Genomic DNA, 12,828 nt, shown 5'->3' with positions numbered 1-12,828 from the left:
CCGGTCTGGTAGTGCGTGACCAGCGTCGATACCTGCTCGTACAGCAGCCGCAGGGCGCCGGTGCTCCCGGTCGGCTGAATCGCATAGGGCTGCCCCGTCGCCGTCGGGCCCTGGTAGTCGGTCGCCAGCGTAAAGGTGGTCTCCGAGGAGATCGCCGCGATCTCATACGGCGCGGCGTCCGGGCCCCAGAAGGTATCACCGGGGAAGATATTCGTCAGAGCATTGCCGCCGGTCAGGGTAACAGCGGGCGAGCCGTTGGTGACCCCAACGGTGCCAGTGCGATACCACGCCATGATTGTCTCCGCAGATCAGTCGTAGTCAGTGACGTCCACCACCAGGAACTGGTAGTTCGGCTGGGTCAGGTCGTAGCGCTGGGTGCCCTGCGAGCCCGCCGTAAAATCCCACATCTTCAGGTGCACGCCCTGGAGGGTATAATCGTCCACGTTTCGGAGACCGCAGACGACGTTTGCGGTCTCGATGAACCCGCCGCCGGCGTCCCGCAGATACCGGTACCCCGCCCAGCGGCAGCAGATGAAAGCGACCCGCTTGCTGGACGGGTAGGTCCATGTCTTCGCAGTGAACGAGGCCGATGCCCCATCGGATCCGGTGATGACACCCAGCAGGCGCAGCGGCCGGTCCGCATCGGAATAGACGACATCGCCGTTTGCGTCGTAGGTCTGGACGCCGAACCCGCTGGTCCGCAGCGTCCCGCGCTTGAAGGGGTAGTAGGTGATGAGCCCCGCCCCCTTCGTGCGCACGTCCATCAGCCACGAGTTGACGCCCAGGGGCCTGCATCGGATGGGGGTGGCGCCCGTTAGGCTCTGCATCGCCACCAACGGCGGATGAGGCGAATTGCCGACCGCGATGGAGGACTCCCAGTCCCCGCCGTTGAGGGTGGGCACGCTCGCCGTCGCCTGGACGACACTGTCGAGCGCGTAGTTGAAGTGGTTCGTGTCGAAAAGGACCGTCCCCGCCTCGTTGCGGACCTCCAGACCGAACGCCATCAGTAGACCCCATAGATGATGGTTGCATTGGCCCTGTAGGCGCTCCCGGCAGCGCTATAGTCCCACGACAGCGTTGTGCCGCTGATGCTCACCAGCGGCAGCCACGGCCGGAACGTGTAGATGTCCGTGATGCTGAGGTTGGCATCCAGGACCACCGCGAAAGGGGCCCCTTGTGCGAATGCGGGCACGGTGATCGAACCGTTGGTCCCGCTGGTCTCGACGCTGCCGATGAAGCGCCCGGACCGCATCGTCGTGTCCAGCAGCGTGCGACCCAGGGCGTCGAGAACTTGAGCGCCAAATGCCATCGCGGGTCCTCACAACGCCAGGTTGCCGATCTTCACGCGGATGTTCCCGTTCTCATCAAAGACCTTGATCACGTTGTCGTGGATCTCGAGGCGCGCCCCCGTCGAGGCCGTCCGCAGGAGGCCGATCTTCGCGGTGATCGCGGACAGCTCGGCCACCTCCATGTCACCGGCCTGGATCTTCTGGATCATGGCCTTGCGGATGTAGACTTGCCCGTCGACCACCTGGAACGGATAGGCCGTTACCTCGTTATTGGCCGGGTCCGCGACGACGAAGCGGTCAGCCAGAATCGCGAACTCGCTCGTTCCCCCTGCGCCTGATGCAAGGCCGAAGCCCGACACGCGGCCATTGTTGTTGATGCGCAGGGTGTAGCTGGCCGACAAGGTGCCGATCGCGGTCTCCTGGATCGAGAGGGCCTGCTCCATCGTGACGCCCGGGCCGCCGGCCTCGTTGAGACGCGACGAGAGCTGGGTGATGGCATACACCCCCTCGTCCGTCGCCACCTTGACGTCCCGGATCTCGGACGTCTGCTTGGCCGACACGCGGGTCTGCTCGAACACCTGCCCATCGGTGTGGGCAATATCGATGATCGAGCGGATCAGGCCGTCGGTGATGGGCTTCGCCAGTTCCGGCAGGAGCTGGGACTCGCCGATCTTGTCGATCGCCTTGCGGATCTCATCGGTCGTGAGGATGTTGCCGAATTCGTCGCGGATGTTGACGCCGAACTGACCGCCGACGGTGGCATTGTCCTCCGGCTTCGTCCCGTTAGGGTCCGGGATCAGGTCCCATGACAAATACGGGAACGGCTCGCTGGCAACGCCCGGCGTCGGCGGAGGGGTCGCCGTCTGACCCAGCGCAAACGCGTGTTTGCCTGCGGTCTCCGACCGGCAGGTGAGCGTCACAATCCCGGTTTGCGGATCCAGCGACCTGGTCAAAACCAGACAGGCCTGATTGACCAGCCGCAACTCAGGGAGGTTGACCGTAATGCAGTCCCCCGGACGGTATCCCATCCAGCGGGGTTTCAGCGTCAGTACAATCGGGCCAAATTCACGGCTGTTTTCAATGGCATAGCGAGCCAGCTGGCCGGGCTGGGCATTGGACTGTCCAGTCTCCACCTGCACCAGCGGCATGTCGATCTCGCGGCACCGCTCCCCTCCGTCCTCATCGATGTGCTGCTGCACGCGGATCTTGTCGGCGGAGATGATCTCCCAGTCGTGCGCCTCCGAGCGATAGCGCGGGATCGCCGCATTGATCCTGTCGCGCCGGGACTGCGTGGCGGCAACCCGGCATTCGCCCGCCAAGTCGTTGGTCGTCACCGTCGCGAGCGACACCTTCGGCGCGTTGACGATACAGGAGATCTTCGCCCCCTGCCGGATCGGCTCGCCGCCGCCCGCCTGGAGCATCTGCTTCAGCACCTGCCATTTGCTGTCGGTCGAATAGACAACGCCGCCGGCGCGCCAGCCGTTGGCATCTGCGACGTTCGCGCCCTCCACAAATGCGGCGACGTCGATCCCGTCAATCGGCACGCCCATGCCCAGCACGCGTTTACCGTTCTGCCAGCGCCCGAGGCACCAGGTCAGGCCGTGCAAAAATGGGTTGCGCGACCAGACGTAGGTGCTTTCCTGCAGCGGCCGGCACGGGCCGGAGCCGCCCGGGTAGGTGCTGTCGAGGCGCGGATCGTACACCTTGACCCACTTGCCGACCCACCCGGGCTCAGGCACGCCGCTCGGGAATTTCTCGCCCTTGCTGTCCCAGCGGAGGGTCCAGATCGCCGCCGCATACCCCGACAGCTTGTGGGCCGACGACCAGCCGGGAGGCGGCGAGCCATCGCCGCTGGAGACCGACAGCGCAGCAGGCTCCGGGCACTGCCCCAGCTGCCGCCTCTGCCACATGTAGTCGGCAAAGCTGCCCGTGGCGGCACCGGCGCTGCTGAACGACACCAGCGCCTTGTTGGCGTAGAACGCCTCGATCTCCTGGACCGGACCGCCACCAGAGAGGATGACGACCATCGTCAAGCGATCGTTCGGCACCTTGCCGGGACTGGTGTGGGTCTTCTGATAGATGATATTCCCCCGGTTCATGGTGCGGCCGATGGCGTAGGGAATCGGCGCCTGGGGATCCGCCATGAACTTCGTGGGCGAGCCGCTGACGCTCGGCTTCGGGGCAGTGAGGCCCGTCGCCATGGAGACCAGGCCGGCGCCCGCCGCCAGGCCGGTCCACGTGGACATGGAGACGCCCGCCACGCTCGTCGCCACATATCCGGGCCCGGCCGCCGCCGCCGCGATCGCACCAACGCCAATGGCGCCGAGCGCGACGGCCCCCACAATCGTAGCCGCCGTGCGAACCACCTTACTCATGCTCGATCGACCTCCACGCCGTCACGTATCCAGCCGGCTGGATCACCACCGCCCCCTCCGCATCCTGGTGATAGGCGAGCACCCGCCCATTGCCGAGGGCGACGCCGAGGGCGCCGAGCGCGTCATCGGCGGGCAGCTCGATCACGTCGCCGATGATCGCCGCCGCGGGCGGGATCCGGGACAGGCCATAGCTGTCCACCGCCTCGCGCAGGTGGCCGAAGCCCAGGCGCTGCAGCGCCCGCCGGGCACCGATGGCGGACTTGTACGTGCCGGCCTTTGCCAGCTGCACGGGATAGCCGAGCTTGCGCAGGTGGTAGGCCACCATGCGCGCGCAGTCGTTTTTCCCCCACTGGAATGGCTGGTCGCCGAAACGGTCCAGCGTCGCCTGCGTCGCCGCAGTGCGGATCTCAAGCGGCGTCATACCAGATACCGGTTGCCCGTCGTCCGCCCGCCGCCAGCGCCGCTGGAGCCATAGGAGACCGCCGATTTGGGGGCCTCCACACCCCAGTAGATCTGGTCCTCGACACCGGTGACGAAGTCGAAACCGAGCTCGCCGGGCCAGATCGACTTGTGGAAACCGGAGACGAGCCGCGCGCCCTCGTCCTGCTCGAACAGGCGCTCGAACACGCTCACCACCTCGTATTCGAGCGTGCGGCCGTCCGGGCCCGACACGATGGTCGGCACGTCCAGCTCACCGATGAACAACAGCTCCGGGTCCGCATACACCAGCCCGCTGACGCGATCGACCGCCGCCTGCCAGATCTTGACCGGGCTGCCCTGCATGGTGGGCGACGCCAGCAGGCCTGCCGCCGCATCGCTGGACGGCATCAACGTCAGGGTGATCGCCGGGGCCTCGTCGCCGGTGCCGTCGGAGATCTCGCTGATCGCAGCCAGGACGCCGAAGTTGGGGTCGGCACCGGTGAACACCTTGTCTCCCCACGCGATCAAGCCGGTGCCGGGTGCCAGCAGGCGCAGGTTGTAGTCGGGGAGTTCGATCTCGACGAGTCCCACGAGCGTGGGCGCCGCGCCTTGCAGCGCAGCGTCCATTGCTGGAGCAAGAGGCATGCCCCCTCCTGTCAGACAATCTCGGTGATGGTGAAACTGAAGCCCTCGGTGATCCGGCCGGGCCGGAGCGCCCACGAGATGGCATCGCCGGTCAGCAGGCCCTCGATCATCGGCTGGACGAAATGACAGGTATCGCCATCGTAGAGCAGCGTGCGGATCATCTGCGTCAGAGGGACTGACGCCTTGCCGCTGCTGTTCGCCGTCACACCCTCGGCGGCCACCAGCAGCGAATGCCGCCCCCCACGCTCGACCGAGAAAGCCTGGCCCTCCCGGATGTAATAGCCCGGCGTGAGCCCTCGCAGGGCAAGCGCGCTGCCTAGCTGCCCGCTGCCGTCCACCACGGGGCTACCCGGGTTCCCGGGGGCGAAGCCGGGCTGGAGGAAGCGCATCCGCCCACCCTCCGTCTGGGCGCGCGCCAATCGGGCCGCCCAGATGCGCCCGTGCGGCTCATAGCGCATCGGGCGCATGGTAAACGTGGCCTGGTAGCGGTTGCCCAACCGGTTGATGCGCTGCAGCGCGCCGCCCATCGGTGGCGTCAGGATGGCGCCAAAATCCACCGGCTGAATCACGGCCTCCGCCGGAGCCGGAGTGCTCGGCAGGTCGATGGTCATCGGCATGGCCTCCGATGTTTAAGCGGGCAAAACGCCTTTGAGGGCGAAGCTGGCGCCTGCTATGAAAGCCACCAGCGCAGCCAATGCGGCAACCGCCCCAAGCACCTCGCACCACTTGCCGATCCTGAATGGCCGTTTATGTTTGTAATTCCCGTCCACGCCGGTCAGCATTTTCTGCCCCCAGTTCCAAGCCTCATATTGGCTGGAAAGGTAGTATTGCCCCTGCGAGAAAAAGGCCGCAAAGTAAGCAGACAAAGTGAACACGATCCCGGCTGAAAAGCATCGAAACGCCCACCACACCTTCACAGTATCCAAAGCCACTGGGGCTTCATTGCCAATGAAGGTGAACAGCGCCACAATCGCACCACCATTAACCAGCATCAGCCCCTTCAGCCCTTGCTCGGCATAGCCCACCTGATAATCGATCCGCTTGGAAGCATCAGCTGACAATGCTTCGTAATTTAAGCGAGCAGCAGCCAGCAGCTTTTCTTCATCCTGCATTTTAATGCCCCTATGTCCCCGGAATGCGCCGCCGTGCCCGGCGGGCCATATCCTGCTGTGCCATCGCACTGCCACCGGTTGCGCCCAGCATGACCGCCTCCTGCACCCAGCCGCGCACGGTGCTGGCGAGCACAGCATCCTGGGCGTTGACGGTGATGTTGATGACCCGCCCGCCGCCCGTCATGCCCTGCAGCGCCCCATTCGGGATGATCGTCCCCGAGGTGGCCGGCATGAGGAGCTCAGGCCCCCGCTCCCCGACCAGATAGGCACGGCCCGCCGTCACCGGCCCGCCATTGGCGCGAGCCCCGCCGAACAGGCCACCGATCAGGCCGAAGATCCCGCCGCCGCCACCCAGGCGGCTGCCCTTGAGGGCGTCCGCCACAGAGCGCGCCAGCGGCTCAATAACGGTCAGCCGGATCACCATCTTGCCGAGGTCGTCAAGCAGGCCACTCAGCACCGAGCGCAGCCCCTTGCCCGCGAAGATGGCGTCCTCAAAACTGCTGCTCATGTTGGTTGCGAACTGCATGGCTGCCTGGTCCAGCTGACGGTATCGCTCAGCCGTCCGTTCGATTTCCTCCCGGGTCGCACGGACGCTGTCTAGATTGGCCAGTTCCCTCATGTTGACCTTCGGCAGCGCCAGCTTGGCAGCGCTGGAATCCATTATCTTGGGCTCGAGGCGCTTGAGGGCGAGACCATCCAGCCACTCCTGACGGGCTCGGTTGGCCGCAATGTCCCGCTCCATTGCGCTGATCGTGCCACGGGACAACGACTCCTGGAGAATCTTCATGTCCTTGACATACTGCGCCATCGCAGTCCGCTCCTTGAGCAAGGACTGGATGCGGGAATTGGAAGCTTTTTCCCACTCTTTGGCCGCCTTATCCTGCGCCTTGCTGGCCTTCTCCGTGGCTTTGATGGCTTCGAGTTCGGCCTCCTTCTTGATCTCCAGAGCCTTATACTCGCGATCAAACTGCTCCTGCGTGATCAGTTCCTTAGCCCGCTTCTCCGCCAAGGCTTCAACAGCCCGGTCAAACCGCCCAATCGCGGCAGCAGTGGGATCCAGTTCTTCCCTGATGCGCTGGATTGAGCGCGCCACGTCGGCACGGCGGAAGCCTTCCTCAGCAGTTCCAATCTCCTTGTTCAGGTCCGCTATTTTCTTTTCAAGTTTCTGGACCACAAGGCCAGCCTCAGCCGCCGAGGCCGCCATTGAAGGGTCTGCGATGCTGCCGGACGTAGCATCGGCGAGGCGCTTCCTGGCGTCCGCCAGTGTCTTGATGGCTTTAGCGCGCTCCTTTACAGCATCGTCATACTTCTCCCGGGCCTCCTCCTCTTCCAGCCTGATCTTTTTACCGAGTGTCTGGTTGTAGATTCCGGTCGCACGGTCCAGATCTTCGATGGCTTGGCGCAAGGTCTTTGAAGCGTTCGCGTGCTCCTCCGTCGCCGTCTTCCCCTCGGCCAGCTTCATCCAGAGCATGCCGACAGCCGACGTGGCCGCAAGTATCGCCGCGCCCCAAGGTCCAGTCATGAAGGATGCGAAGCGCCCGGCAGCGCCCTTGGCACCGTCGAAAGCCATCGCGACCTGCGGCCCCTGCTGGGCAAGGATCATGAATGGGTTCTGGCCGCCCACCAACTGGGCGCCGACGTCCGAGATCTGATAGCCCAACAGCCGCATACGCTGCTGCGATTGTGCTGATGCGAGGTCATGAGCCCTGAGCGCAGCCGAAGTCTGCTCCAGCCGCAGTTTCAGAGCAGATTCGACCGTCGCGAACTGCTGGGCCGATATCGCACCTTGCTGGAATAGCTGCCGCGCCTCGGCCAATTCCTTGTTGAACCTGCTCTGCGCCGCATACAGTGGATCAACAGACGACAGCAGCCGGTCCGCCGAAGCGGCAAGGCGCTCCTGCTCGGCTGCCGCCGTCTTGCTCGCGACCGACACCGCACTATCGAGGTTGGCCTTGAGCGCCTGAACGGCCCGGGCATGCTGCTCAACTGAAATCGCCCCAGCCTTCAGCAGCCGATCCGCCTCCTCCATCCCCTTACTGAAGCGGCTCTGAGCGGCATAAACGGGGTCGAGTGACGAGAGAAGCCTGTCGGCAGACCGAGCCAGCCTGTTCTGCTCCTGTTCCATCTTACGGGAGGATTTCTCAACCTCGGAAGTCACATCCCTCAGGGGGACGAGGAAGCTGGCGCTCTCCAGCACAATCGACGTGTGCAGACTTGCGACCTGCATGTTCGTCTCCGATGAAAAAGGCGGCTTTCGGGCCGCCTTTGCTTGTCACACCCGCGCAGTTCTATTTCTATTCCAGACAGCAGCCGGACATTTCGTGTCGCGCCGAAGCCATCCGCCGCCTCGTCGATCTCAGCCTTGAGGCCAGCAAGGCGAAGGGCCGGCGTCAGGACTGACGCCTCACCCGTTTCTGAAAATACTGGTAAATCGCCTCCGCCTCGGCCTTTAAGTCGCGCTCGACCGGTGGTTCCCACACCTTCAGAAAGTCGCCTGGCATAAGCACCTTGGCGCCCCCGGCCAGATTGCTGTTGTAGATGAGAGCCGCGAGGAGGCGGAAACAGTCGTCCATCCGCCGCTGCCCGAATGGCTCGACCAGGTCAAGCGCCATAAACTCGGTCAGTTCCTCGCTGGTGAGCAGCCGCCCCAGCTCGCGAGGGGTGCGGCCCATCGCGAGGCAGAGCCGAAGCAACAGCCTGCGCGTGGGCCGCTCGATCAGTTTTTTGCCGCCTCCTCAACGTGCGCGGGCGACAGTTTGGACTGCTCGACGATGGCGTCGTAGATCTTGTCGAGAGCGTCAGCCGATTTTGCCGCCAAGCGATCGATGTCATCCTCGGCGAAGATCGGACGACCTTTATCGTCGACGATACAGGCCGCTGCGTATCGGGCGCGGATATTGACCGGGACTCCGCTCTTCTTGGCGTCAGCATATGCCGCATCAAGAGCATCTCGCGCCTCGGCCGTCAGACCGCGCACGTACACCGAGCCTCCCCACTGGGGGACCTCGACCTTCTTGATCGGCAGATCGTCGATTTTCAGGATATCGTCGCGAGAGAGGATCTTGCTCATCATTCAACCGTAACATCACCAGTGGACGAAATGGTCACGTCAGCCTTCATCTGGGTGCCAGTCGCGGCCTTCGGCTGGAACAGGCTAACCGTCGCCTTGAAGGCGTACGTGATGCCGAATTCACCCGGGAGTACGACCTGAAAGTCGCGCTCAAGTCCGTCCAGATAGGCGTCCTCAAGTTCCTGCTGAGCGTCCACGTACCCGCCGCCGCCAGTCTTCGGCTTCAGATCCAGCTCAAACGACATATCGGTGCCGTCCGGAATATCGAGGATGTGCTCCTTCCGCGCCGAATCGAGCGTCGTAACATCAATCTTTTCGCGCTGGCCCGCCGGCACCGAGATCGACGCAATGCCGGGGATGGGCACATAGGCGCCGTCGATCTTGATCTTCAGCTGCGTGCCCTTGGAATGCACAGCCATAGCCGCCTCCTATGAAAAAAAGCCCGCACGCTGGCGGGCTGGCCCAGGTTTGTGATTTGATTGGGTCAGCTCTGGACCCAGACGTAGAACTCTCGCATTCGGCGATAGACGGGGCTCGGCGCTGCCCCCTCGCCGCCATCCCAATCATCGAAACCGCCGATCAGCTCCACATCGGCAATGGTCACACCGGCAATGGCCCCGGTGAAATCCTCGAGCGCCTCGACCACGGCATCACCAAGCCGCTTGGCCCCAGTTGCCGTGGATGCCCATGCGTCCACCTGCACGCGAGCCTGGCGGAGCCCGCCGACACCATCGAGATCGCGCGCACGGTCGATCTCGGCCATGTCGAGATAGACCAGATACGGCAGCGTTGCCTCATCCGGTGCGCGGGACGGGTAGATCCGGGTGCCGACCATCCCTGCAACGGCCGAATTCCCGGCCAACAGCTGGTAAATCGCGGCGTCCAGCATGTCACTTCTTCGCCTTTGCCCCGCGGATCCGCTTGGCTGCCCGCTCGATCAAGCTGTTCAGCTCGCCAAGCTGAATATCAACCGCCTGTTCCCGATGTTTTTCGAAGGCCGGGCGCATCCACGGCCGCGCCGCCATCTTGCGGGTTCCATATTCGAGGAAACGCCCCCAGAAGGCCTTCCCCACCGTTACCAGATGCACGACGTTGCCCTGTTTGCGGGACTTGTCGCGCCGGATACGAATGTTCTCCTTCAGGTGGCCGTAATCTGCCTTAACGACTGTGCCGTCCTTGCGCTTCCACGACTTGACGGTCGATCCGGGCTGATAAGGCGCAGCTTCAACGTACCGATCCCGCATATGCTGGGCAGCCTTCAGATTGGCGCGGTAGCCCGCCTTGGTCGCCCATTCCTCACCCATCTCCCGAAGGGCCTGCTCCAGCTGCTTTCCGCCGGTAAATGTAACCCGCACCCGAGAAGCCGCCATCACACCCTCCGCGCGTAGATGTCGAGCCAGCGCCGCCGACCGATCTCCTCGACGCGCACGATCTCGTACGGCACACCCTCGCACTCGACTCGCCCTGTCGTGGACACGTCCGGCCGGTAGCGGATCCGGAACCGCAACTCCTCGGCGCCCCGGGTCGCCGCCGCGAACTCCACCTCCCGGCCGGAGAGCTGCCGACGCGAGGCCCACACAGTCGCCACAGGCACCCACTGGACCGTCACATCGCCATTGACCGGATTCTGCGCCTGGTTCTGCCGGAGCAGCCTCAGGCGACGATCCAGCGCCCCGATCAGATCAGCCATAGCCTGTGCGGCTCCACCAGATGACGGAAAGTCAGCGGCAGCTCTGCCGAACCACTCGCCGCGCCCACCGGCGTGCGGGTCTCGTAGAAATGCGCCGCCAGGAACAGGATCGCCTGACGCAGCGTCACCGGCACTGCCTCGGCGTCCTCGTAGCCTGCCTCGGCCGTCACCGTGACCACCGCCCCGGGTGCCAGCTGCGGCCAGCACCCGCTCCGGCGCGCAATGAGAGCCAGCCGCCCGCGCTCGCGCAGCCGGTACTCGCTCGGCTCTATCGTCTGCGTGCTACCGTCCGCCGCCTCATAGCTGATCGACTGGATTGCCCGGATTGGCGCGCACGGGAGCGGCCGCGCCATATCCTCGAAACTGTCGAACTCAAACGCGACCGTTTGCGGCATCAGCAGCTGGCTCGTCATGGTCTGCACATGCTCGACCGCCGCATCGAGGTATCCCGCCAGCAGAGCGTCCTCCTCGTTGCCGTCCAGCCGCAGCTGCGCCCGCACCTCCTCCAGCGTGACCGGCGTTGCCGCGGGCGGCGTGATGATCCTCATGTCAGCACCTCCACCTGGCCGATGCGGATCAGCTGGGAGCGCTCGTCCGTCCGGCCCTGCGCCGTCGTGACCCGGTTGATGACCCGATACCGCCGCCCCCTCAGACCACCGGTCAGCATGCACGCCGTCACCGCGCCGCTGACGGCTTCGGACCCCGGCACCACCTGCAGATCGCCCGCCTGCGGCTCCCCGATCGGCTCCACCCGCCAGGTGCTGACGGTGATGGTGTCGTCCTCCGCCAGCTCCCAGGCGATCGGATAGTCGAGGTCAGCGCCGGCCGGTTTCATGCGGTACATCTTACACCCTCACATCCCTACTGCTCGTGCGGCCCGTGCCGCCGGCGCCCGGCCGCCCCGGAACGCCGGGGCCCGCCCCATCCGGCTGAACGCCGGGATGTAGGGCCGGCCGATGGCAGCTGACGGAGCGGCCACCATGATCGCAGGCAGCGACGCCGCCACCGCTGCGCTGCCGACTGCGGCCGCCTCTGGCGCGGCAAGGGTGATGACCGGCAGTGCGGCCAGGGCCACTGTGCCGGTCCCCGCATGCGCCTCTGGCGGCGAGATGGTGACGGTCGGCAATGCAGCCAGGAGCACCGCGCCGGTCGCTATCTGAGCCGCGGGCGCCGAGATAGCGACAGACGGGAGCGCCGCGGCCACAACCACGGACTGGCCGCCCCCGGCATGAGCACCCGGAGGCTGTACCGTAATCGACGGCAGGCCAGGTGTGGCCACAGCCCCACCGGCCACCGCGGCCGCTGGCGCAATCAGCGCCGCATCAGGCAGAACCGCCTCTACATCTGCACCGCCCGCCGCCACTGCCGCCGGCGGGCTGATCCCCACGGCTGGCAATGCCCCCGGCACCGCCGCCCCAGTGGCCGCGGACGCCGCCAGAGGCGCCGCAGTGATGAACGGGAGCGCAACATCGACCTCGACCGGCTCATCCCCGCCAATCGGCGGGTGATCGCCCAGATCGAGCGTCGCCCCGGCGCCGAGCGCGACCAGCGTGCCGTCCCAGACCTCACCAGCCAGCCCGTTGCGGAAAGAGCGCCGGTAGACCTGATACTCGGGGGCAATGGTCGCCGGGTCGGCCCCGCCCTCCAGTGCCTGCCGCTCTACGTCAGACAGGCGGTACCCGACCCAGACGGTGCATTCGGCGACCGCGCCAGAGAAAAAGTTCGCGCTGGTGTCGTTGGCCAGTAGCAGCCCCCGGCTCCCTGTCGCAGCTGGCGCAATGCCCGAGGTGGTTGACCCGACAGTACCGGCAGCGCCGCCCACGTGCAGCGAGTGGATCTGCTGAGCGTTGCCGCTGCCCGTGTTATCCGGCGCCCCGGAGCCCCGGATCACGGCGCAGACCGGCACCCACCCCCCGCCACTGAGCGCGCCGGCGACGTGCGCCATGCCCCGGCCCGCCTGGCTGGCGTTGTTCCCCCATTGCGTGTCGACTCCGGGACCTGCGACACAGCAGATCGACAGGTTGGTCGACCCAGACACATATGACGACCCGTTGAAGATCAGGAATCCTCGCGAGCGGGCCTGATACAGGCCGAAAATCCGGGATGCAATCGCGGGTGTCCCTATGGATTTAATCCAGAGAAAAACACTGAGATCGGCGCTGCCGATCCAGCTGGAGTCCAGGGCCTGGTAGAAGCCGCCGTCGCCCGAGCCACGCAGGGACATGGT

The 12,828-nt window shown here is 65.2% G+C and carries 19 protein-coding genes; 1 reads left to right on the top strand and 18 read right to left on the bottom strand.

Annotation, left to right across the window (positions count from 1 at the left end):
- The 9 genes from ACSJJU_RS14755 to ACSJJU_RS14715 all read right to left on the bottom strand — a co-directional run.
- The coding region (locus ACSJJU_RS14755) for a hypothetical protein (RefSeq protein WP_435916331.1) at positions 1–293 on the bottom strand (293 nt) is incomplete at its 3' end.
- Between the two features lie 15 nt (positions 294–308).
- On the bottom strand, positions 309–1,004 hold the full coding sequence (locus tag ACSJJU_RS14750; protein ID WP_435914398.1) for a hypothetical protein: 696 nt from the start codon (positions 1,002–1,004) through the stop codon (positions 309–311).
- Positions 1,004–1,252, bottom strand: coding sequence for a hypothetical protein (locus ACSJJU_RS14745; protein ID WP_435914397.1), 249 nt, complete (start codon positions 1,250–1,252; stop codon positions 1,004–1,006). Before ACSJJU_RS14745 ends, ACSJJU_RS14750 begins: the two co-directional genes overlap by 1 nt.
- 66 nt (positions 1,253–1,318) lie before the next feature.
- Positions 1,319–3,664: a phage tail tip fiber protein gene (locus ACSJJU_RS14740; RefSeq protein ID WP_435916330.1), complete on the bottom strand. Its 2,346-nt coding sequence runs from the start codon at positions 3,662–3,664 to the stop codon at positions 1,319–1,321.
- A complete protein-coding gene (locus tag ACSJJU_RS14735) occupies positions 3,657–4,085 on the bottom strand; it encodes a DUF6950 family protein (RefSeq protein WP_435916329.1) in 429 nt (142 codons plus the stop codon). The genes ACSJJU_RS14740 and ACSJJU_RS14735 overlap by 8 nt, the downstream gene beginning before the upstream one ends.
- On the bottom strand, positions 4,082–4,729 hold the full coding sequence (locus tag ACSJJU_RS14730; RefSeq protein ID WP_435916328.1) for a hypothetical protein: 648 nt from the start codon (positions 4,727–4,729) through the stop codon (positions 4,082–4,084). The genes ACSJJU_RS14735 and ACSJJU_RS14730 overlap by 4 nt, the downstream gene beginning before the upstream one ends.
- A gap of 11 nt (positions 4,730–4,740) precedes the next feature.
- Positions 4,741–5,340: a hypothetical protein gene (locus ACSJJU_RS14725; protein ID WP_435916327.1), complete on the bottom strand. Its 600-nt coding sequence runs from the start codon at positions 5,338–5,340 to the stop codon at positions 4,741–4,743.
- An 18-nt stretch (positions 5,341–5,358) separates the two neighbouring features.
- Positions 5,359–5,841 (bottom strand): hypothetical protein, encoded by a 483-nt coding sequence (locus ACSJJU_RS14720; protein ID WP_435916326.1) that lies wholly within the window; start codon positions 5,839–5,841, stop codon positions 5,359–5,361.
- A 10-nt stretch (positions 5,842–5,851) separates the two neighbouring features.
- A complete protein-coding gene (locus ACSJJU_RS14715; protein ID WP_435916325.1) occupies positions 5,852–8,068 on the bottom strand; it encodes a phage tail length tape measure family protein in 2,217 nt (738 codons plus the stop codon).
- Positions 8,069–8,079: 11 nt separating this feature from the next.
- Here ACSJJU_RS14715 and ACSJJU_RS14710 point away from each other — a divergent pair, with 11 nt between their 5' ends.
- Positions 8,080–8,241, top strand: a complete 162-nt coding sequence (locus ACSJJU_RS14710; protein WP_435916299.1) for a hypothetical protein — start codon at positions 8,080–8,082, stop codon at positions 8,239–8,241.
- On the opposite strand, the gene ACSJJU_RS14705 is transcribed toward ACSJJU_RS14710, so the two are convergent.
- The 9 genes from ACSJJU_RS14705 to ACSJJU_RS14665 form a co-directional block, all read right to left on the bottom strand.
- Positions 8,232–8,513: a phage tail assembly protein T gene (locus tag ACSJJU_RS14705; protein WP_435916298.1), complete on the bottom strand. Its 282-nt coding sequence runs from the start codon at positions 8,511–8,513 to the stop codon at positions 8,232–8,234. The two genes, ACSJJU_RS14710 and ACSJJU_RS14705, sit on opposite strands and share 10 nt — an antisense overlap.
- Before the next feature lie 44 nt (positions 8,514–8,557).
- On the bottom strand, positions 8,558–8,914 hold the full coding sequence (locus ACSJJU_RS14700) for a hypothetical protein (RefSeq protein ID WP_435916297.1): 357 nt from the start codon (positions 8,912–8,914) through the stop codon (positions 8,558–8,560).
- Positions 8,911–9,330, bottom strand: a complete 420-nt coding sequence (locus ACSJJU_RS14695; protein WP_435916296.1) for a hypothetical protein — start codon at positions 9,328–9,330, stop codon at positions 8,911–8,913. The genes ACSJJU_RS14700 and ACSJJU_RS14695 overlap by 4 nt, the downstream gene beginning before the upstream one ends.
- A gap of 65 nt (positions 9,331–9,395) precedes the next feature.
- Positions 9,396–9,800 (bottom strand): DUF3168 domain-containing protein, encoded by a 405-nt coding sequence (locus ACSJJU_RS14690; RefSeq protein ID WP_435916295.1) that lies wholly within the window; start codon positions 9,798–9,800, stop codon positions 9,396–9,398.
- A 1-nt stretch (position 9,801) separates the two neighbouring features.
- Positions 9,802–10,281: an HK97-gp10 family putative phage morphogenesis protein gene (locus tag ACSJJU_RS14685; RefSeq protein ID WP_435916294.1), complete on the bottom strand. Its 480-nt coding sequence runs from the start codon at positions 10,279–10,281 to the stop codon at positions 9,802–9,804.
- Positions 10,281–10,601 (bottom strand): phage head closure protein, encoded by a 321-nt coding sequence (locus ACSJJU_RS14680; protein ID WP_435916293.1) that lies wholly within the window; start codon positions 10,599–10,601, stop codon positions 10,281–10,283. The genes ACSJJU_RS14685 and ACSJJU_RS14680 overlap by 1 nt, the downstream gene beginning before the upstream one ends.
- Positions 10,589–11,149 carry a head-tail connector protein gene (locus ACSJJU_RS14675; RefSeq protein ID WP_435916292.1) on the bottom strand — a complete coding sequence of 187 codons (561 nt, stop codon included), beginning with the start codon at positions 11,147–11,149 and terminating at the stop codon, positions 10,589–10,591. Before ACSJJU_RS14675 ends, ACSJJU_RS14680 begins: the two co-directional genes overlap by 13 nt.
- On the bottom strand, positions 11,146–11,436 hold the full coding sequence (locus ACSJJU_RS14670; protein ID WP_435916291.1) for a phage fiber-tail adaptor protein: 291 nt from the start codon (positions 11,434–11,436) through the stop codon (positions 11,146–11,148). The genes ACSJJU_RS14675 and ACSJJU_RS14670 overlap by 4 nt, the downstream gene beginning before the upstream one ends.
- Before the next feature lie 18 nt (positions 11,437–11,454).
- Positions 11,455–12,828 (bottom strand): hypothetical protein (locus tag ACSJJU_RS14665; protein WP_435916324.1); only part of this gene is annotated, 1,374 nt, incomplete at its 5' end.

The organism is Pedomonas sp. V897 (assembly GCF_051304405.1).
Taxonomy (GTDB): Bacteria; Pseudomonadota; Alphaproteobacteria; order Sphingomonadales; family Sphingomonadaceae; genus Pedomonas.
Note: the sequence above shows the minus strand (reverse complement) of the source record. Positions and strands in the feature narration are given on the sequence as shown.